This window comes from Eubacterium sp. AM05-23, assembly GCF_003477535.1.
Lineage (GTDB): Bacteria > Bacillota > Clostridia > Eubacteriales > Eubacteriaceae > Eubacterium > Eubacterium maltosivorans.
This window is the reverse complement of sequence record NZ_QUDF01000002.1, coordinates 242,215-262,754: the sequence shown is the minus strand read 5'-3', so window position 1 is coordinate 262,754 and position 20,540 is coordinate 242,215. Positions and strand designations below refer to the sequence as shown.

The window sequence follows — 20,540 nt, the reverse complement described above, 5'->3', positions numbered from 1 at the left end:
AATATCAAGGAATATCTGGGTTTTGTATACAATTTTTTATTTTTTCTTGTTTCGCTTTTTATAATCGTCACAGTAAGGATTGATCGCGCAGCTCTCACACTTGGGGTTTCTGGCCGTACAAAGCCGCCTTCCATGCCAGATCAGCCAGTGGTGCGCCCGGGACCAGTAGTCCCTGGGAATATTCTTCATCAGCTCTTTCTCGACCTGGAGAACGTTGTTCCCTTTTGCCAGGCCAATACGCCGGGATACCCTGAACACGTGCGTATCCACCGCGATGGCCGGCACATCAAAAGCGTTGCTCATAACCACATTGGCGGTTTTCCGGCCGACACCCGGAAGCTTTGTGAGCTCCTCCATGGTTTCGGGCACGATGCCATTGTGCTCTTCGAGGAGCATATGACAGGTCAGCAAAATGTTCTTCGCCTTGGTGTTGGATAAGCCACAGGATTTGATTTTTTCCCTGAGCTCCCCTTCATTTAAGGTCAGCAGCGCCTCTGGAGTATTGTACTCCTTAAACAGCTCTCCGGTTACAATATTGACGCGCACGTCTGTACACTGGGCAGACAGCATGGTTGCAATCAGCAATTCAAAAGGGCTGGTAAAATCCAGCCCGCATTTTTCTCCGCCGTAGAGCTTTTCAAGCTCCTCCAGCACCTTTTTTCGATTTTCTTTATTCATGTTTTTCATCTCCGTAAAGGATCAGCGCCATCATCTCAAGATTCTCATCTCCGGTGTTTTCAACTGCGTGGGAGCTCTCGTGTCCTGTTACCAGAACGTCCCCAGGATTTAACATCCGCTTTACGCCGTTGTCTGTCACCTGCGCCTGACCGCTCAGGATGTAAAATATTTCTTTCTCGTTCACATGCTGGTGACTACCGATGGAGCACCCTGGCTCCACGGTAATCTGGGCATATAATCTTCCCTTGTCACAGAGAACGTCCTGGTCCACAACATGCTTGATGTGGATCGTTCCGCTGCCTCCGCGCATTTCAAACTTATCATCAATGGTATGTTCTTCATTTTTGATCAGCATTTTGTTCCCTCGATTATTCTTCCTCAGTGGAAGGTTTCTCATCATCATCCGGTACTACAGGCGTCGGTGTAGACGTTGGTTCCGGAGTCGCTTCTGGCTCTACTGTTGCTTCGGGTGTCGGAGCAACTGTCGCTTCCGGCGTCGGGGTTGGCGTGGCTGCCGGGGTTGGCGTGGTTATGGGCGTTGTATCTTGGGATTCGGCCGGCGTGGCAAACTCAGAGACCAGGTCATTGTTGATCAGCGACCGGACATAAGAGCCGTAAATACCTGCCGGGATATAACTCCCTGTTCCGACCGGCTCATGTTCAAGGTTACCGACCCACACTGAGGTCGTAATGTTCCCGGTCATACCAGTGAACCATAAATCTTCCTCGTTGTCCGTTGTCCCTGTCTTACCAGCTGTCGGATAGGCCTGGGCCGCACGTCCGCCGGTACCGCTGGTAACAACCTGCTGCAGAATACCCCACATGGAGCTGGCTGTGTCTTCAGACATAACCTTTCTGGAGGTCAGGCCAAGCTGGCTCTTGTCAAAGACCTGCTTGCCGTTGGTCTGCTCAACCTTGACAATCTTGTAAGGCTCGTTGTAAACACCGCCGTCGTTAAAGCAGTTGAAAGCTGCTGCCATTTCAAGAGGCTTGATCCCATTTGTCATACCGCCAAGCGCAGTCGCCAGATTGTAGTCATCCGCCCCGTCTTCCCGGTCGCCAGGATTGACAAAGGTGGTGATTCCCAGTGTTTTCATCCAGTCAATGGCATTTTCAATCCCAAAGGTATTAAAGACCTTAACCGCTGGAATATTCAGAGAATTGACAAGGGCCTGGGTAATGGTAACAGTACCGCTGTAGCCGCCGCCGTAGTTTTTCGGTGAGTAACCGCCAATGTTGATGGGTTCATCCTTAATGGTTGAAGACGGTGAGAACACGCCCTTTTCAATGGCGCCGCTGTAGTAAAGCGGTTTGATATTGGAGCCAGGCTGTCTCGCTGAGTCTGCCATGTCGATTTCGGTATTTCCTGCATAGTAGCCCAGTACTGCGCCGTCCTTATCTATCGTGACGATGGCGCCGGTATCGCCGTTTTCCTGGCTGAAGCCGGCGTTGTCCAGACCGTTTTCCATTGCGGAAATGGCTGCGTCCTGATAGCCGGTGTTAATGGTTGTATAGACGCGATAGCCGCCGTTAGCGATATTTTCGCGGATCTGCTTGACGGCTTCGTCCTCATCCACACCTTTTTGCTTCATGACACTCGGGGCAAGGGCCTCGGCGTATTCCTGGAGCGCCGCATTGATAAACGCACCATATCCATCTTTAATATCATCGTTGGTCTGTTCTTCAGACCAGGGCATAATGGTGATTTCAGTGGCGGAAGCCTGATCGGCCTGTTCCTGGGTGATATAGCCCTCTTTTACCATACGGGCAAGCACCTGGGCCTGACGGTTCTTAGCCGCCTCAAAGTTGGCGTTCGGGGCATAGGCAGAAGGCGCCTGGGGCAGACCTGCCAGCATAGCGGACTCGGCCAGATTCAGGTCGGAGACATTTTTACCAAAATAGGTCTGGGCGGCTGCCTGCACACCGTAAGAGGCAGAACCAAAGTAGTATTCATTCAGATACATTTCAAGGATCTGATCCTTGGTATATTTTTCCTCCAGCTGTCTTGAAATAGAGATTTCTTTCATCTTACGGTTGACAGAATCCATAAAGCCGGGTTCAGCAACGTCCAGGTCAAAGAGTACTCTGGCAAGCTGCTGGGTAATGGTACTGGCCCCCTGGCCTGTACTGTTGCCACTAAACAGATTGGAGACCAGTGAACGCATGATTCCGTAATAATCTACCCCGTGGTGCGAATAGAAACGGGAGTCCTCTGTTGCGATCAGGCCATTCTGCAGGTCTTTTGGAATCTGATCCAGAGAGACGTAGGTCCTGTTCTCAGCTGCCATCTCGGCGATAACCTGGTTATCCGAGGAGAAAATCTGTGTTTTTTCCTTTTGCTGGTAAGTAAAATCTGAAATATCCTGTCGATTGGCCGCATAGACTGAAAAGCCTGTCACGACGCCGGCAACGATTAAAACCGCCAGTACAATCAGGACGATTTTCCAGGTTGCCATTCTTTTCTTTTTCTTCTTTGGCAGCCCTTTTCTGGGCGCCTTTGGAGCAACTTTCTTTGCTTCTTCTTTACTCATAGTTCCACCTTCTTTTTATTCTTTCCTCAATGTTTCTCGAAGTGCTACTAAATCTTCAGTTAATCCTGCGAAAAGTTCCAACTCACCGCTTTTGGGTAAGGTTAAGTTCAACTTTGCAGCGTGCAGAGCCTGTCTGGCCATGCCGTAGCTCGGATTCCCATCGTGATTGTACAGGCTGTCGCCAATGATGGGGCAGCCAATATATTTTAAATGGACTCTGATCTGGTGGGTGCGTCCGGTTTCCAGCACCAGCTCCACCATCGCAGCTTTTCCGTAGCTTTCCAGTATTCTGAAGTGTGTGATGGATTCCTTGCCATCTTCCATGACAATTCTCTCCAGGCTGTCCTCAGATGGGCGGCCAATGGGTACGCGGATACAGCCCTCCTTCTCCTTTGGAACATTGTTCACAAAGGCGATATAGGTCTTTTTAACCGCATTGGTCTTCATTCTGGATTGGATATAATGATGCACATATTTATTCTTCGCGATAACGACAAGCCCGGTGGTGTCCCGGTCCAGCCTGTTAACAAAACGGATTTTCCCGGGGGTGCCTCTCTCCTCCCAGTACCAGGCCACATGATTGGCCAGGGTATCCAGCTGGTGGCTTTTGGTAGGATGCGTTACGCAATTGGCATCCTTGTTGACCACAAGCACCTCGTCGTCCTCATAAACAATATCTAAAGGTCCCTTAACGGCCTCAATGTCGAACCGCTCCTCCGGAAAGGCAATGACCACCTGGTCACCCTTGCGCACCGGATCGGTCAGCCAACAGTCCCTGCCGTTTAAAGTAATGCTGCCCTCCCGCTTGAGCTGCCTGAGCAGCCGGCTGGAATAATCATAATGATTGGTCAGCATATCCTTCAAAGAACCACTTTTTACATCTCCTACTATATAATGATATACAAACTGTCCCTCTTCGGGCATAATCATTACATCACCTCTTCCAAGCATTCACAATCTCAACTATTTATTTTATTGTAAAACAAGAAAATAATCAATCTAATTTTAACACAAATTCATAAATAATGCCAAAAAACATAAAAGAACCTTAGATATACCCGGATTCTTTAAAGCTGACATAGTCTGCCCCGCCAATCACCACATGGTCGAGAACCGGAATCCCGAGCAGCTCGCCGGATTCCAGCAGCCGTTTGGTAATGGCCCTGTCCTCAGCGCTGGGCCTGGGATCGCCTGAGGGATGGTTATGGGCCAGAATCACCGCAGCGGCATGCTGCCGGATGGCCTTTACAAACACCTCTCGCGGATGCACCAAAGACGCGTTGATGGTCCCTATGGAGATGGTTTCTGTCTTAATGACTTTGTTTTTGTTGTCCAGCAGCAGAATCATAAAGTGCTCCTGCTTCAGGTAACGCAGCTCATCTGTCAGCAGCGCAGCCACATCCCCCGGCGAACCGATTTTCGGCTGTTCGGGCGGGTGGGTATTCACTCGTCGTCCAAGCTCAATGGCCGCCTTGATCTGGCAGGCCTTTGCCGGGCCGATCCCCTTGAGCCGCTCGTTGCGCTCAAGCTCCTCGATACTCATACCAAAAAAGGCTGAGAGGTCGTTATCAAAGGCCCTCAAAACGCGCTGGCCAAGTTCCACCGCAGTTGCATCCTGGCATCCTGTCTGAATGATAATGCCGATCAGCTCTGCATTACTGAGACTGTGGACACCGTGTTTTATCAGCTTTTCACGGGGACGCTCATCTCTGGGCATCTCCCGGATTGCCATATGGTCACTCTTTTCGGCCATAGGTCACCTCCTCGCACGGTTCTCTTTATTCTAACAGATTTTAAATTCCCTTTCCTAAATAAATTCCTAACATTCTGTAATGTTTTGTAACTGAATAATGAACAAAACATTAAGAAAAGCCCCAAATGGGGCTTTTCCGCTTATTTTTCTTTCAAAACCTCCAGCTGTCCGTTAAAAAAGGAAGTGAGCTGTTTTAAAGCAATTATTAAGTTTTCCAGCCCCTCCTCTGTCAGGACCTCGCCGACATTTGAGACCATATTCTCGTGGAATATCCGGTGGTGCATCTCGGCGCGCATGCCTTTTTCAGTTAAATAGATCCGTACCACTCTGCGGTCCTTTTCGGAACGCCTGCGGGACAGATACTCTTTTTTGACCAACACATTCACCGCTGTGGTCAGGGCGCCGACTGTAATCCCAACCTGTGCGGCTATTTCCGTCATCGTGTTTTTTTTGTCTCTCTGTAAAATACTGACTGCTTCTATAATATGTAATTCCTTGACAGAAAGATTTTCAATGCTGCTTTTTAAAAGGGTCTGTTCTTCCAACGATAGGATTTTATTGAAGGTATCGACAAAAAAGGTGTTCAAAGTATCTCTTTGTTCATCATTCATGATTTACCTCTTAAATATTGTATCTTTATCAGTTCATTTTATGTTAAAAGTATATAAATGTCAATGAAAATACAAAAGCCACAGCAAATTTCAGCTGTGGCCTTAATTTTATGGCTGATGGGTTATCTCTGCGGCTCTGCGCGCCTGTCCCTTATTCTGAAGCCAGGTAAACAAAACTGTAAGCGCCATGGTCACGACCAGGATGCCTATAAGCACCAGACTGTTCCTGTCAAGCCCCATGGCCCCTGTTCCGCTGATCGTGTCTTTAAACAGCCCAACCGAATAGGTCATGGGCATAAACGGATACAGAATATTGAAGAACTTCGGCACCGTCTCCATGGGGAATGTCCCTCCGCAGGAGGTCAGCTGAAGAATCAGCAGCGCAATGGCCAGAAATTTCCCCACGTCCTTTAAAAAGACGATCAGAAGCTGAACAATGGCGATAAAGACCATGGATACCAGGCAGCACGCCAGATAGAAGGCCAGCGGATGGTTGATCTGAAGCCCCAGGCCAAACTGAAGCACAAGGGCCAGGAGCAGCGCCTGCAGAAGTCCGATCACAAGGTAGGAGAAACTCCGGATAACGCGCCTGTCCGAGCGTCTGGACAGGAGCCGGAATTTTTCGTCCGCGTCCAGATAAATACCGAAGAAAATGATCAGCGCCCCGACCCATAAGGATAAGGAGAGGAAGTAAGGCGCAAAGGCTGTTCCGTAGTTGGGTACCGGATCGATGGCGTTGGTATTGACATTGACCGGATCTGCCGCGTAACTGTCCAGGCCACTCAGGGGCTTCAGCTGATCACGGACATCGGTCAGATTATCGTCCACGCCTGTTTTGGCGGTTTGCAGGCCGTCCTTGAGCTGAACCGAGCCATCCCGCAGCTTGATAACGCCGGACCCGAATTCCTGGGCACCGCCCAGAAGGGTGGTTGTGCCATCACTCAGCGCAGATGCGCCTGAATCCAGTGCCTGGGCTCCTGCATTCACCTGACTGACACCGTCGCTGGCCTGGGCTGTGCCGTCTGCCAGCGCTCCAGCGCCGTCACTGACCTGTCCGGCCGCCGCATTGACCTTTCCTGCGCCGGCGTCAAGGCTCTGGGCCCCGCTGTCAGCCTGGCTGGCCCCGACGGCCACTTTGTTCGCCCCGCTGTTTAATGTGTCCGCGCCGCCAACCAGCTGTCCGGTCGCGGCGTCAAGACCGTCCATTCCCTGCTTCAGGCTGCTGCTGCCTGCTGCCAGATCCTGTGAACCTGTCTGGGCTGTCTGAGCCCCGGCAATAAGAGCAGGAATTCCCTGCTGTGGATCGTTAAGGGCTGCCTGTCCCTCTTTAATCTCGGCAGAAAGGGTATCGAGGCCGTCGCCCACTGCCTTGCCGCCTGCCTGTAAGGCAGCGATCTGATCCGGGTCTGCCGCTGCTGCCTGATCATAAAGCGCCTTAAAATAAGGATTATTTAACAGTTCCGGGTCATTTTGAGCTGCTGCCACAATGCCGCCGACCAGCTGGCTGGAGCCTGAAATCAGCTGATCCACACCGTCCTGATAGCCCTCAAAGCCAGTTTGAAGCTGCCCCACACCGCTGTCAAGAGCGGTCATGCTGCTGTTCACCTTCTGGCTCAGTAGGTTCAGGCCGCCGGAAAGCTGGGTGATCCCATCGCTCAGTGAAGCCGCGCCCGCTGCGACCTGGTCGGCGCCGGATTTGGCTTTCTGCTCGCCCTGCTGGTATTCTCTGACCTTTGTGCTGAACGCACCGGTTCCAGCTGCCAGGTCTCCTGCGCCCTGATTCAGGGTGCCTGTACCACTTGCCAGCGCGGAAGCGCCGTCCGCCAGGTCAGAGGTACCGTTTTTCAGGGCTGCCGTGCCATTCGCAAGCGTTGCTGCGCCGTCCTGCAGGGTCTGGGCGCCCTGGGCCAGGCTGCGGGTGCCGTCCGCCAGCGCAGAAGCGCCGCCAGCCAGGGCATCCGCGCCGTCGTTCAGGGAGGACGCGCCGCTTAGAAGGGTGCCAGTGCCATCGGACAAGGTTCCTGTACCGTCTGCCAGGGCGTTCGCGCCGTCCCCCAGCTGTCCAAGCCCATCCTGCAGGGTTTCCAGCTGTCCGGGGACCTCATAGAGCTTGCCGCTGAGTTGTGCCACCAGCTCCTTGTCCACACTGGCCCTTGTTGACTTTTCAACCTCCAGCACTGCCTTGCTGAGAATCTGGCTGGCCAGATAGTTCCGTTTTTCATTGGGTGAATAATAGATTTCCGCTTCACGCTTGTTCTGAGTACTGGCAGAGGCAATATCGGCGGAGAAGTCTTCCGGGATACGGATCAGGGCGTAATACTGGCTGCCCTCAGTTCCCTTAATGGCGTCATCCTCATCAGTCAACACGAATTTGAGGGTGCCGTCCTTTTCCAGCTCATCCCACATTTCCCTTCCAAGATTCCGGGACTTGCCGTCAATGGTCGCGCCCTTGTCCTGGTTGACCACAGCCACTGGCAGGGTATCCAGCCTCGAATACGGGTCCCAGAAGGCGTCCAGATAGAAGAAACTGTACATAAGAGGAATAATGATTACGCCGAGGACCACGATCCAGGGCAGCCACTTTTTAAAAAACGATTTTTCTGACCTTAGTTTGTCCATTTTTTATTGCTTCCTTTCTACTGCGTTATTGGTTAATGGAGAGGGGTTCTTTACATAATGTGAAAGTATACCAAAAGTTATACCCACTGTAACCCGACAAACCTCAGACATTGTCCTGTTTTCATACAAAACAAAAAATCTGTCAGGTAGTCTGACAGATTCGGTCTTTTGTCTATATTCAACCAGCCTTGCGGCTGATATGCTTAAATTAAATATAAAATTAGTAGAAAAATGAAAGGAGCAGGCCATGAAATCCCTGGAAATCCGATTAAAAACCGCTGTGCTGGACGTAAAGCTCGACCATATCCTGAGAGGTATTGCCAAATCACCGGAGCGCTGCGCCCGCAGCCTGGTCGACCTCGGAAAAAGCATTTCCCCAAAAGAACTGACCCGCATCGAATACAGACTGCTCTACAACGAGTTTTTAAAGCTGTGCGCCTCCTCGGATATCGAAGGAACCAAAAAGAATTTTTTCAGGCATTTTAACCCTGACTAAAGCGTGTTTAAAAACCGCTTAACCGCCAGATTTTTACTGTCCAACACCAGATTTTCAAAACGCTCCTTCAAAAATTCCGGGCTTTCACGCATTCCCTCCTGCGCCCATGCGACAATGATCCCCACTGTCCCGTAAGAAAAAAACGAAGCGATAAACTCCATATCCTCAGGTTTGATTTCTTTCTCGCCGCTGAGATTCCCGATAATCTCCTTAAACAGCTCTTTGGCCACAGAAAAGAGGTAAGCCTCAAATTCTTTCTGCCCTGAGGCTTTAAAGGCATTGATATAAAAATAATCCTCCTTCTTCATCTGCGTCAGCATCCTGTAAATACGGGCGCTCCAGTTCTCAAAGGTCAGTCCCTCTGTCATGACAGAAATCGCCTCATTGTAATAAATCCAGTCCAGCAGCTCGTACTTGTCCTGGAAGTGGTAGTAGAAGGTCTGTCTGTTCAGCCCGCAGCTTTTGGCAATATCTGAAATGGTGATCTTATCAAAGCTTTTAACGCGCATTAATCCCTTAAAACCGTCCGCGATGGCCTGCTTCGTTATCAATGATTCCGACATGATTTTCTCCTCCGTTATGCTGAAATAACCGGTGCTGCAAAAGCATGCACCGGTTATTTAAAAATCCTATTGAAAGGCATTTTTTACCTTAGACCAGAATTTTTTACCTTCCTGGTGATTGTCATTGCCTGTTTCTTTGTCAAAAGCTCTCAATAATTCTTTTTGCTTCTTATTCAGCTTGCGCGGTACCTCGACTCTGACAGTAATGTACTGGTCGCCGCGTCCGCGTCCGTTGACGTTCGGCACACCCTTTCCCTTAAGTCTGAAGACCTTGCCGGTTTGGGTGCCTTCTGGAACCTTCAGCTTAACCTTGCCGTCCACAGTCGGTACAACCAGCTCTGCGCCCAGGGCTGCCTGCGCAAAGGTCACAGGGATTTCCAGGTAAACGTCATCTTCCTCACGCTTGAAGATCGGGTCTTCCTTCACGCTGATATAAACGAAGAGGTCGCCCTTTCCACCGCCGCGCGCGCCGGTGTTGCCCTCGCCGCGAAGCGGCAGGATAGAGCCGTTGTCCACACCAGCCGGGATCTTGATATTGATGGTCCGTTCCTTTTCCTGGATGCCGGAGCCATGGCAGGTATGACACGGGTCGTCGATGATTTCGCCCTCGCCGTGGCACTTATCACAGACCGTAGTCTGCTGGATGGTGCCAAAAGGGGTCTGTTGACGGATATAAATCTGCCCGGAGCCGCCGCACTTGTCACAGGTGTGGGCTTCACTGCCCGGTTCCGCTCCGGAGCCGTGGCAGGTCGGACATTCTTCCTGACGTTTAATCTTAATCTTCTTTTCGGTTCCAAAAACAGCTTCTTTAAATGAAAGATTGATATTAATCTTCATATCCGAGCCACGGCTTGGCCCACGGCGTCCACCGCCGCCTCCGCCAAAACCGCCGAAGCCGCCAAAACCGCCGCCTCCACCGAAGGAGCTGAAAATATCGCTGAAAATATCTTCAAAGCCGCCTCCGCCAAAACCGCCGTAGGAGCTTCCGCCTCCGCCAAAGCCGCCTTCCATGCCCGCATGACCGTACTGGTCATAGGTCGCACGCTTGGTTTCGTCACTTAAGACCTCGTAGGCTTCGTTGGCTTCCTTGAATTTTTCTTCAGCCTCTTTATCGCCCGGGTTTTTGTCCGGATGATATTTCATGGCCATCTTGCGATAGGCCTTTTTTATTTCATCTGCACTGGCGCTTTTTTCAACGCCCAGCACCTCGTAGTAATCTCTTTTTTCACTCATGCTTCTATTCACCTCGCCTCATATTGTAACCTAAAAGGCCCAGCCTGTAAAGAATCATTATTAAAGATGGCAGCCATTACAGCTGCCATCTCCTAAAGTCTATCTTATTGTCGGGCTCACAGTGGACGGCTTATTTATCGTCGTCGCTGACTTCTTCGTATTCAGCTTCTACGACGTCATCGTCGCCCTTCTGGTCAGCAGACTGCTGTTCTGCGGTCTGTTCCTGAGCGGTCTGTTCATACATTTTCTGAGCGATCGGATATAAAGCTTCGTTTAATTCTTCGATGGCTTTATTGATTGCCTCAACGTCTTCGCCTTCACCGGCGGCTTTTACCTTATCGATAGCAGCGGTTACCTTGCTCTTTTCATCGTCGGTAATCTTGCCTTCCATGTCCTTCAGAGACTGTTCTGCCTGATAAGCAGTGGAGTCTGCATTGTTCTTGGCTTCGATGAGGTCTTTTGCTTTCTTATCTTCGGCTGCGTGCTGTTCAGCTTCTTTTACAGCCTTGTCGATATCTTCTTCGCTCATGTTGGTGGTCGATTTGATCACAACATTCTGAGATTTGCCAGTGCCTAAGTCCTTGGCTGATACGTTAACGATACCGTTGGCGTCAATATCAAAGGTTACTTCGATCTGTGGAATACCACGTCTTGCAGCCGGGATACCGGTTAACTGGAAACGGCCCAGAGTCTTATTGCCAGAGGCCATTTCACGTTCACCCTGTAATACATGGATGTCTACAGCAGTCTGGTTATCCGCAGCGGTAGAGAATACCTGGCTCTTTTTGGTCGGGATGGTGGTGTTGCGTTCGATCAGTTTTGTGAATACACCGCCAAGGGTTTCGATCCCTAAGGAAAGCGGGGTAACGTCGAGTAACAGCACGTCATTGACTTCGCCAGCTAATACGCCACCCTGGATAGCGGCACCGATGGCAACACATTCGTCAGGGTTAATGCCCTTATAGGCTTCTTCACCGGTTAAGTTCTTAACAGCATCCTGTACTGCCGGGATTCTTGTGGAACCACCAACCAGGATAACCTTGTTCAATTCGTTTTTGCCCAGGCCTGCGTCACTCATGGCTTTGGAAACAGGTCCTTCGGTTTCTCTTACAAGACCAGAAGTCAATTCGTCGAATTTCGCTCTTGTCAGGGAGAGTTCGAGATGCTGCGGTCCTTCTGCGGTCGCAGTGATGAACGGCAGGTTAATGTCCGATTTCATAACGCTTGAGAGTTCGATTTTAGCTTTTTCAGCAGCTTCTTTCAAACGCTGTAACGCCATTTTATCAGATTTCAGGTCGATGCCGTGGGATTTTTTGAATTCATCTGCCATCCAGTCGATCACCTTGTTGTCAAAGTCATCGCCGCCCAGGTTGTTGTTCCCGTTGGTCGCCTTAACTTCGAAAACGCCGTCGCCTAATTCCAGGATGGATACGTCGAAGGTACCGCCGCCAAGGTCATAAACCATGATTTTCTGGTTGTCTGCCTTGTCAAGACCATAGGCCAGTGAAGCTGCGGTTGGTTCGTTGATGATACGCAGTACATCTAAACCGGCGATCTTACCAGCGTCCTTGGTTGCCTGTCTCTGAGCGTCGCTGAAGTAAGCCGGTACAGTGATAACAGCCTTGGTAACTGTTTCGCCAAGATAGGCTTCTGCGTCTGATTTTAATTTCTGCAGGATCATCGCAGAGATTTCCTGCGGTGTGTAGCTCTTATCATCGATGGTTACTTTATAGTCGGTACCCATGTGTCTCTTGATGGACGCGACTGTACGGTCTGGATTGGTGACAGCCTGGCGTTTTGCCACCTGGCCGACCAGTCTTTCACCGTCTTTAGTAAACGCAACAACAGACGGGGTTGTGCGGTTCCCTTCTGCATTTGGGATAACAACCGGTTCGCCGCCTTCCAAAACAGCAACGCAAGAGTTTGTAGTACCTAAGTCAATACCAATAATTTTTTCTTTACCCATAATATATGTCCTCCTAAGTTTTTAGTATAAATTTCTAATTTTTATCATTCTTCAAAAAAGCAGCTTGTTGTTTAATGGAGAATTGAGAATGGAAAATGGAAAATTCCGGTACAAAACGCTACGCATTTTGATCTTTATGCGGCCGTTGACCGCTTTCTCAAATTTGCTTTAGCAAATTTGTTCTTTTAATTCTCCATTCTCAATTCCCCATTGTCAATTGCTTTTTTACTTCTGGTTAACCTTAACCATCGCTGGCCGTATGACCTTATCCTTAAAAGTGTAACCCTTCTGGAAAACCTCCAGAACAACCTGGTCGTCTTTTTCAGGATCTGCTCCAACGGCAACGCCGTGGTGGAAGTTCGGATCAAAGGCTGTACCCACACAGTCAATTTCCTGCAGGCCCTCCTCGTTCAGAACACCGATCAGCTGCTTGAAAACCATCTGGACGCCTTCGCGGTATTTGTCCGCATTGTCATCATCCGCCGCCGCTTCGGCGCGGTCCAGGTTGTCAAGCACTGGTAAAAGCTTTGTGACAAAGCCCTCAAGAGCAAACTGGTAAATGTCAGTCTTTTCCTTCTGCGTTCTTTTTTTATAGTTTTCAAAATCCGCCTGAAGGCGCATAAGACGCTCCATAGCCGCTTCCTCTGCCTTGGCCGCTTCATTTACCGATTTTTCAACATCCTCTACAGTTTCCTGTTCTTCTGTTTTCTGTTCCTCTGCTGCCTGTTCCTCCGTAGCTTCTTCCTTAATGGTTTCGTCTACGTTTTGTTCCATCTTTTCTTCCTTAGCCATTTAACCACCTATTTCATTAATAATTTTGTTAAGTTTGTGTTCAGTTCATTTCTTATATAATCAAGAACCGAGGAGACATTGTCATAATTCATCCTCGTCGGTCCTATGACCCCAAAAGCGCCTACGGTCTTTCCTTCCAGCTCGTAGGTTGTCGTAATAATACTGAATTCCTTCAGATTCTCATTATCATTTTCATCCCCGATGCTGATGTTAATCACCTGACTGGCGTCATCATTTGACAGGATCCCCGCCAGCAGCGGTTTTTCCTCGATCACATTGACCAGGTGACGGATTTTTTCCACATCACTGAATTCGGGATAGTTGAAAAGATTCGTCAGACCCATGGAGTGGATGTCTGAAGCCTCTTCCATCAAAGTATCCCTTAATACCGGAAGAATTTCCCGGAGTAAACTGCTTTCATCCGGGGACAATTCCTGAATCTGATCCACCAGCTCCATATTAATTTCCTGGAAGGAAATATTTTTAAGGAAGCTGTTTAAGACATTACTCAGTTTCAGGGCCAAAGTGGTGTCAATTTCCTGTGAAAGGGTCATTTCAATGTTCTTTGCCATCCCTTCATAGGTGACCACAATGAGTAAAACCCGTTCCTTGATCAAAGGAACAATCTGTACGTGCTTGCAGTTAAAGCAGGAAACCCGCGGCGACAGCACCACAGAGGTGTAATTGGTCAGCTGTGACAGCACCTTCGCCGTGTGGTTCATGGTGTTATCCAACTCCCTTGTTATTTTAAGATACCCATTATGGATGTCATTTCTCACAACCTTAGCTAATTTTTGAATTTGCATGATCTCATCGACATAATAGCGATATGCCAGCTGAGTCGGAATTCTTCCAGATGAGGTGTGCGGCTGCATTAAAAAGCCCAGGTCTTCGAGATCAGCCATTTCGTTCCGGATGGTCGCAGGGCTGATGCCAAGATTATAACGCTTTGACAAAGTCCGGGACCCTACCGGTTCGGCGGTATTGATGTAATCCTTAATGATTACCTCCAATATCTTCTTCTTTCTCTCTTTCAAGTCCATTTTGTTCACCTCTTTATTAGCACTCGTTACTTGTGAGTGCTAATATCTTGACTATAATATACCACCGGGTTCTTACTTTGTCAATAGATTTCTATAAGATAAATGTCAAGTTTTTAAGATTTAAACATTATTTAAGCAAGGAAACCTTTTGGTATATTATCCAAGTGAAAAGCTGAAAAAGAGAGGGCGTGCAGCGAAAACCGTTAAAGGATTTTTCCATTTTGCCGCGCGCCAAGATGCTTTATTTCGCAGAACCATCGAAGTCATGAGGTAACAGTGCCTTGCTCGCGGCGATCCCGCAAAATCCAACGGCGGTCCTCCGCTACACTCATCTCACTTATACAAACGCCACAAACACCTGATTCGCCAGATCCTGGCCCTTTGGGGTAAGGCGGATCACCGGCCCCTCACGCGTGAGAAGCCCCGCCGCCACAAGGTTTCCAATTTCCTCAAAATCTTCAAAAAAGCTGCTGCCAAACAGCCTTCGGTAATCCGCGTCGTTTACGCCGCACATGCGCCGCAGACCCAGAAACATAAAATCACCCTTTTTCTCCTGCACATCCAGTGTGTGCGCCTCGAGCACTGGGGCTTTCCCCTGTTCAGCCAGAGTACAGTAGTCCCCCATTGCCATCACGTTGGTGCGGCGCTCTTCCTTATAATAGGAGGCTGCCCCCAGTCCAAAGCCCACATAGGGCTTCATCACCCAGTACAGGCTGTTGTGGCGGCTTTCCCAGCCTTTCCTTGCAAAGTTCGATATCTCATACTGCTCAAAGCCCTTCTCTGCCAGGCCGTCGATGACAGCGTGCTGCATCTGGCGTTCCAGCGCCTCGTCTGGCAGCGCCAGTTTTCCCTGGCGGAGCAGGGTGGCAAAGGCAGTTCCCTCCTCGATTTTCAGGCTGTAGCAAGAGATATGCTTAACGGGCTCAAGGGCCGTCAGTCTCGCAAGGTCCCGGCGCACATCCTCCAGGGTCTGTCCCGGCAGGCCAAACATTAAATCCGCCGAGATATTCTCAAACCCCGCGCTTCCCAGCAGCTCCAGCGACGACTCAAAATCCGCGTAGGTGTGGATACGCCCCAGGGCTTTAAGCTCTTCATCGCTCGTGGTCTGGAGACCCAGGCTCACGCGGTTGAGGCCCATGCTGCGGTAAGCCCGGCATTTTTCGCCGGTCAGGGTTCCGGGATTGGCCTCAATGGTGGCTTCCACACCCTCCCCTGGCAGCTCAAAGCACTCCTGGATACAGTCCATAACCTGGCCGATATGATCAGCCGACACGTAAGAGGGCGTGCCTCCCCCAAAATAAACCGTGCGCGCGGACAGCCTGCCCTGCTCATCCGCGAAGGCCCTTATCTCAAGGCAGACCGCCTCAAAATAACGCCGGGCATCCGCCTCGCTAAGCCCCGCCCATGAGGGAAAATCACAGTAGCGGCACTTCTGCTGGCAGAAGGGAACATGCACATAAATTCCAACATTTTCCATTAAAACGCTCCTTTTTATAAAATATGATGAAAAAACAAATTGTCACCGGGACAAATTTAAGTCTTTATGTTACAATATATTCTATATAATAAAGTATAAAGAGTCAAAGGAGTGAACATATGAAAAAATTTGTAGGCATTGGGGCGCTTATTGCCGCGGCTGCCGCAGTCCCATATCTGATTCATAAAAAACGCCAGAAAAAGCTTCAGGCAGAAGATTTCAACCAGAGCGACAGCCTTCCGCTTCCAGAGAAAAATCCTTTGGAAACTGATTTCAAGGACGAAGACCACCTGATTTTCTGCGACGAGTCCAACCTGGGCAAACGGCTGATCCAGCTGGAAAATTCCATCAATATCCGCGACATCGGCGGCTATACCGGTCTGGACGGACGCAAGACAAAATGGCGCAAGGTGATCCGCAGCGAGGAGCTGGCCCACCTTTCCGATAAGGATGTGGAATACTTCGAAGAGCTTGGCCTCAAGCATGTCTTTGACTTCAGGGACGCCCCCAAGGCCAAAGCCATGCCGGACAAGCTGCCCTCCACCGCAGATTATAAAAACATTCCGGTACTCAAAAACATCCCCTTCAGCCACAACGAGATCAATTTTACAGCGCCTGACGGCATCGATCAGTTCATGCGCAAAATCTACCGCTACCAGGTCGAAAACGCCGCGCCGCTCTACGCAGAGATCCTCAAGGTCATGACCGACCCCGGCGAATACCCCATCCTGTACCACTGCACCAACGGCAAGGACCGCACCGGCTTCATGACAGCCCTCATCCTGCTGATCTGCGGCGTGCCGGAGGAAACCATTATCTCGGATTACTCCCTGACCAACCTCACCTTCGACGAAGCCTTCGAGGTTCTGGGCACCATTATGGCCGATGAACTAAACGAGGCCAAGGGTGTTTCCAAGGATCAGCTCAAGGATTTCTTTGGTGTCAAGCCCGAATGGCTGAAAATCCAGCTGAACTACATCAAGGAAAACTACGAGAATGTCGACGCTTACCTGCTTGATAAAACCGATCTGACAAAAGAAGATCTGGACAAAATCCGCGAAAACATGCTGGAAGCGCCAAGCGTATAAAAAACAAAACGGACGGCAGATCTGCCGTCCATTTTAATTGGAGAAACATCATGCAGACCCATCGCCTGTTCGAAATCATCTACCTGCTTCTGGACAAGGGCCAAATGACCGCCAGCGAGCTGGCAAACCATTTTGAAGTCTCTGTCCGTACCATTTACCGGGACATTGACCGCCTGAGCATCAGCGGCGTTCCCATTTACACCAACGTGGGAAAAAACGGCGGCATCGCCCTTATGGACGGCTACACCCTGGATAAATCCATCCTGAGCGACGCCGAGCAGAACGAAATCCTCATGGCCCTTCAAAGCCTTAAAGCCGTCGAGTATCCAGACCCTGACGGCCTGCTCACCAAGCTGGGGACCTTTTTCAAAAAGAACCAGCAGAGCTGGATCGAGGTGGACTTTACGGGCTGGGGCGGCTCCATACAGGACCGGGAGCGCTCAGATGAGCTCAAAAATGCCATTCTCACCCGGCACACCATCCATTTTTCCTACTGGGGCGGAGACGGTAAGAAAAGCGAGCGCAGCGCCGATCCCATTAAGCTGCTGTTTAAGGGGCACAACTGGTACCTCCAGGCCTACTGCCATACGCGGCAGGATTACCGCGTGTTCAAGCTGTTCCGCATCCAGGACCTGCAGGTGCTGGAGGACACCTTTGATCCTTATCCCGCTGTCCCCTTTAGAGAAAACGCCAAAGTCGTCATGACCCCGCTTCACTTCACCATTCTTAAAAGCCGGGCCTACCGGGTCTACGACGAGTTCGCCGGAGCGCAGGTCACCCCGCTGCCCGGCGGCAATTTTGATGTGCGCACCTGCCTGCCGGTGGACAACTGGCTTGTGGGTTACCTCCTTTCCTTTGGCGGCGACCTGATCCTCCATTCGCCGGAGCCGCTGCGCGCCTCCCTCAGGGAGGAGCTTGAAAAAGCCCTGGCCCATTACGCCTGATTTTGACGCCGTCTAAAAATCCCCTTCCAATACCTGCCTCAGATAAGCCTCCTCCCCGAGCAGCTCCCGCTTCACCAGTTCCAGCCCGCGCCTGCACTGGTACTGGACAGTGGAGCGGTTCTGCCCTCTTTCCAAAGCGATCTCGGCGTAGCTGATCCCCTCCATAAAATGCCGGCAGACCGCCTCATAGGTTTCCTGAACCATCCGTTTTCGCATCACCTCCAGCACCTTTTGGGCCATACAGCCCCTGATGGCCTGCTCCTCTGTATTGCAGGCGGCCGGGAACCAGTCGATTTTCCAGCAGTCCTCCTCTCCGTCTTCCCCGGCCACCTTTTCATCCAGCGAACAGGCAAACCGCTTTTTCTCAAGCCCAATCCGCCCGATCCGGTTTAAAATCATAAAACGCAGACGGTTCTTAAGGTAATACCTGAAATAGACGTGCCGGTACTTTTCTGTATCAAAGTCCTCAATGGCCTCCAGAATCTGCAGGCAGGCCTCCTGGTACATTTCCTCCCGCTCCTCCTTATGATAGAAGGACCGATAAACCATGCTGTAAGCCATGGGCTTAAAAAGATTGACCACTGCAAGCTTCATAGCCTTGTCGCCCTGTTTGGCCATTTCGATAAAGCGGAGGATTTCGGCCTGGTTATCCCGGTCATTCACTGCCCGCATCGCTGTCCCTCCCTCTGTCGGGCGGCAGGGCTTTCTGCCCCGCCAGCTCCCCAATCAGGCCGCGCACATTTTCCGGCAACTCCTCAAGGGCACGTTTCCGGCCCCGGCAGGCCCGGTAGCTGCGCATGAAATTGGACTGGATAACCGAATGGAAGGTGCCAGCCTCCATCAGAGCCCATTCCCGAAGGCTGGCTGGCGAGCCCACAATGCCGCGGATATCCTCCGGCAGCTTGGCGAACTCCTCCTCGGCGTACCATGCCGAGTTTTTAACTGCCTTTGACAGCTGGCTCCAGGCTTCCATCTCCGAGAGCTCCTGCGGCTCACTCAGAAGCCTCAGCTTGTCAAACACCATGCCCACAGAGGGCGGGAAGCCCTTTTTATCGCTGGCGATAAAGGCCCGCACCGCGCCGGATACCAGGGGATATTCATATTCCTCAAACATCCCCTGCCAGAGACTGACCACGGTTTTCAGATCCTCCTCGGACTGGTTATTGTAATAGTAGGGGTAGGCAGCCTTAATGACTGCCAAAATTTTTAAGGTCTCATTTCGGTTCACGTTTCCTCCTCATCGTTTAACATTTTTAAAAAAGGATTGGAAGTTTCCTTTTGTCTCTTTTTGTCTGGTTTGTTTTGTTTATAGAATGCGGTACTGCCGCCTGTACTACTGCCTGTACTGCCGCCTGTACCGCTGCCTGTACTGCTGCCCTTACTGCCGCGCGCCTCCCGGACGCGCAGCGATACCGGGTAAATGTGGTATTTTGCCGGTATCACGCCTGACGAACCGGGCAGGTAGTCGATGAGCTCCCTCTCCTTAAGCACTTTCCGGGCCTTATAAATTCCACTGTCCGACAGCCCCGAAAAAGCCTGCAGCGTCATATTCGGCGCTGTAAACCAGCTTTTCCAGCCACAGAGGTTATTGATCATCATGAGCCCGTGCCACAAGGATATCTGCCCGGAGGCCAGAGGCCTCAGCAGCAGATAATCCCGCATGGCGTTAAGCTCTGCCATGTAGTTAAGCCCCATTCTCCACCTGCTCCAGCATCTCCTCAAGCTTTTTGCAGCGGCGGTGCAGGCCAATATACGCGCGGGCCAGCGTCCCGGCCTCACAGCCGTATTCCTCGGCAGGAACCGGCGCGCTTCCCATGTCATAGTGGTAAAGGACAGAGGTCTTTGCGTCCCCTTTATAAAGCATTTCCAGAGCGCAAACCTTGCGCTTAAACAGCCCCGAGGCCCATTCCATTTTTTTCTTGTCCTTCATGAGCGGCAGCAGCGCCTGCAGGCTACTCAGGTTCACCATCCACATGTGGCGGTGCCTTCCTCTGTAGTACACCCGGCGCTTGCATTTGTCCCCCGGAGCCACCAGCATGGCCAGCTTGCTGGCCGAGGTCTGGCCCAGCAGGGGCAGGATCGGTCTCAGCGCCAGCCATACCTCCGGCTCTCCGCCGTAATACATGGGCGGCTCAATGACCGCGGGTATTGCCCCAAGATCTGGCAGCCAGATATCATCATAGCAGATGGTGTCTGTAATGGTGAATTTATGCATAGCACTGTCTCCCCCAGGCCACAGCCTTTTCCTCCAGCTGCTCAAACATGGTGCGCACGCCCTCCGGATCTGCCTCTTTGTCCAGCAGCTCTGCCAGGCGATGAACCCCCGCAATATCCGTCGTGGGCAGAAATTCGATCAGCTCCAGCTTGTCGGGCGCTGCCGCGATGCGCATGGTCACGCCCAGCGCATCGTAGTGCTCTGCGATAAAAGCGTCGATATCTTCCCGTTTTCCCATAAGTGCCGCCACCTCCCGGATATTAAAATAAGGAGCAGCGCCCGTGCCATACACCACCGTCATGGGCTCCTCCGGAGACTTGCCCAGAAACAGCGTGCGGTTATAATATGACCTTAATAATTCCTCCCGGTTCATCTGTAAATCGATGAGCTCCATACAGAACAGCTGGTCCAGCGTGGTAATAACCGGCTGATCTTTCAGCTCCTCGGGTCGGACAAAAATTCTGTTTATTTGATCGTTTATTTGATCGTTCATTTGATTGTTCCTTTCGGAACACCGGTGTTCTTTGTTTT

Annotated in this window: 21 protein-coding genes; 3 read left to right on the top strand and 18 right to left on the bottom strand. The window is 50.9% G+C overall.

Annotated features, from left to right (window positions below; all coding sequences use genetic code 11):
- Positions 1–36 precede the first annotated feature (36 nt).
- The 7 genes from nth to DW091_RS03480 form a co-directional block, all read right to left on the bottom strand.
- Positions 37–678, bottom strand: a complete 642-nt coding sequence (nth, locus tag DW091_RS03510; protein ID WP_058695389.1) for an endonuclease III — start codon at positions 676–678, stop codon at positions 37–39.
- On the bottom strand, positions 671–1,033 hold the full coding sequence (locus DW091_RS03505; RefSeq protein ID WP_224168731.1) for a cupin domain-containing protein: 363 nt from the start codon (positions 1,031–1,033) through the stop codon (positions 671–673). Before DW091_RS03505 ends, nth begins: the two co-directional genes overlap by 8 nt.
- A gap of 13 nt (positions 1,034–1,046) precedes the next feature.
- The gene (locus tag DW091_RS03500) at positions 1,047–3,209 is read right to left on the bottom strand and encodes a PBP1A family penicillin-binding protein (RefSeq protein WP_118517407.1); all 2,163 of its coding nucleotides are present in this window, start codon (positions 3,207–3,209) and stop codon (positions 1,047–1,049) included.
- Between the two features lie 15 nt (positions 3,210–3,224).
- The gene (locus DW091_RS03495; protein WP_118517406.1) at positions 3,225–4,139 is read right to left on the bottom strand and encodes an RluA family pseudouridine synthase; all 915 of its coding nucleotides are present in this window, start codon (positions 4,137–4,139) and stop codon (positions 3,225–3,227) included.
- A 118-nt stretch (positions 4,140–4,257) separates the two neighbouring features.
- The gene (radC, locus tag DW091_RS03490; RefSeq protein ID WP_096918922.1) at positions 4,258–4,962 is read right to left on the bottom strand and encodes a DNA repair protein RadC; all 705 of its coding nucleotides are present in this window, start codon (positions 4,960–4,962) and stop codon (positions 4,258–4,260) included.
- Positions 4,963–5,102: 140 nt separating this feature from the next.
- Positions 5,103–5,573: a MarR family transcriptional regulator gene (locus DW091_RS03485; RefSeq protein WP_118517405.1), complete on the bottom strand. Its 471-nt coding sequence runs from the start codon at positions 5,571–5,573 to the stop codon at positions 5,103–5,105.
- A gap of 108 nt (positions 5,574–5,681) precedes the next feature.
- Positions 5,682–8,192 carry a YhgE/Pip domain-containing protein gene (locus tag DW091_RS03480; RefSeq protein WP_118517404.1) on the bottom strand — a complete coding sequence of 837 codons (2,511 nt, stop codon included), beginning with the start codon at positions 8,190–8,192 and terminating at the stop codon, positions 5,682–5,684.
- A 247-nt stretch (positions 8,193–8,439) separates the two neighbouring features.
- On the opposite strand from DW091_RS03480, the gene DW091_RS03475 reads away from it, so the two are divergent.
- A complete protein-coding gene (locus tag DW091_RS03475) occupies positions 8,440–8,688 on the top strand; it encodes a hypothetical protein (RefSeq protein WP_058695396.1) in 249 nt (82 codons plus the stop codon).
- Here DW091_RS03475 and dhaS read toward each other — a convergent pair.
- From dhaS to hemW, 6 genes are all read right to left on the bottom strand, one after another.
- On the bottom strand, positions 8,685–9,251 hold the full coding sequence (gene dhaS / locus DW091_RS03470) for a dihydroxyacetone kinase transcriptional activator DhaS (protein ID WP_058695397.1): 567 nt from the start codon (positions 9,249–9,251) through the stop codon (positions 8,685–8,687). The genes DW091_RS03475 and dhaS overlap by 4 nt on opposite strands.
- A gap of 66 nt (positions 9,252–9,317) precedes the next feature.
- Positions 9,318–10,484, bottom strand: a complete 1,167-nt coding sequence (gene dnaJ, locus DW091_RS03465) for a molecular chaperone DnaJ (protein ID WP_058695398.1) — start codon at positions 10,482–10,484, stop codon at positions 9,318–9,320.
- Between the two features lie 130 nt (positions 10,485–10,614).
- On the bottom strand, positions 10,615–12,450 hold the full coding sequence (dnaK, locus tag DW091_RS03460) for a molecular chaperone DnaK (protein WP_058695399.1): 1,836 nt from the start codon (positions 12,448–12,450) through the stop codon (positions 10,615–10,617).
- 225 nt (positions 12,451–12,675) lie between these two features.
- On the bottom strand, positions 12,676–13,242 hold the full coding sequence (gene grpE / locus DW091_RS03455; RefSeq protein WP_058695400.1) for a nucleotide exchange factor GrpE: 567 nt from the start codon (positions 13,240–13,242) through the stop codon (positions 12,676–12,678).
- Positions 13,243–13,250: 8 nt separating this feature from the next.
- Positions 13,251–14,285: a heat-inducible transcriptional repressor HrcA gene (hrcA, locus tag DW091_RS03450; protein WP_058695401.1), complete on the bottom strand. Its 1,035-nt coding sequence runs from the start codon at positions 14,283–14,285 to the stop codon at positions 13,251–13,253.
- A 337-nt stretch (positions 14,286–14,622) separates the two neighbouring features.
- A complete protein-coding gene (gene hemW / locus DW091_RS03445) occupies positions 14,623–15,762 on the bottom strand; it encodes a radical SAM family heme chaperone HemW (protein WP_118517403.1) in 1,140 nt (379 codons plus the stop codon).
- A 119-nt stretch (positions 15,763–15,881) separates the two neighbouring features.
- Between hemW and DW091_RS03440 the strand changes: the two genes are divergently transcribed.
- Positions 15,882–16,850, top strand: a complete 969-nt coding sequence (locus DW091_RS03440) for a tyrosine-protein phosphatase (protein WP_058695403.1) — start codon at positions 15,882–15,884, stop codon at positions 16,848–16,850.
- A 50-nt stretch (positions 16,851–16,900) separates the two neighbouring features.
- Entirely contained in the window at positions 16,901–17,794 is an 894-nt protein-coding gene (locus DW091_RS03435) for a YafY family protein (protein WP_096918926.1), read from the top strand.
- Positions 17,795–17,806: 12 nt separating this feature from the next.
- Here DW091_RS03435 and DW091_RS03430 read toward each other — a convergent pair whose 3' ends face one another.
- The 5 genes from DW091_RS03430 to DW091_RS03410 are packed head-to-tail and all read right to left on the bottom strand — an operon-like array spanning position 17,807 to position 20,502.
- Positions 17,807–18,466 (bottom strand): sigma-70 family RNA polymerase sigma factor, encoded by a 660-nt coding sequence (locus tag DW091_RS03430; RefSeq protein ID WP_118517402.1) that lies wholly within the window; start codon positions 18,464–18,466, stop codon positions 17,807–17,809.
- Entirely contained in the window at positions 18,450–19,022 is a 573-nt protein-coding gene (locus DW091_RS03425) for a replicative helicase loader/inhibitor (protein ID WP_058695406.1), read from the bottom strand. The genes DW091_RS03430 and DW091_RS03425 overlap by 17 nt, the downstream gene beginning before the upstream one ends.
- Positions 19,019–19,489: a hypothetical protein gene (locus DW091_RS03420; protein WP_074616670.1), complete on the bottom strand. Its 471-nt coding sequence runs from the start codon at positions 19,487–19,489 to the stop codon at positions 19,019–19,021. The genes DW091_RS03425 and DW091_RS03420 overlap by 4 nt, the downstream gene beginning before the upstream one ends.
- Positions 19,479–20,009, bottom strand: coding sequence for a hypothetical protein (locus DW091_RS03415; protein ID WP_118517401.1), 531 nt, complete (start codon positions 20,007–20,009; stop codon positions 19,479–19,481). Before DW091_RS03415 ends, DW091_RS03420 begins: the two co-directional genes overlap by 11 nt.
- Positions 20,002–20,502 carry a hypothetical protein gene (locus DW091_RS03410; protein WP_118517400.1) on the bottom strand — a complete coding sequence of 167 codons (501 nt, stop codon included), beginning with the start codon at positions 20,500–20,502 and terminating at the stop codon, positions 20,002–20,004. The genes DW091_RS03415 and DW091_RS03410 overlap by 8 nt, the downstream gene beginning before the upstream one ends.
- Positions 20,503–20,540 lie beyond the last annotated feature (38 nt).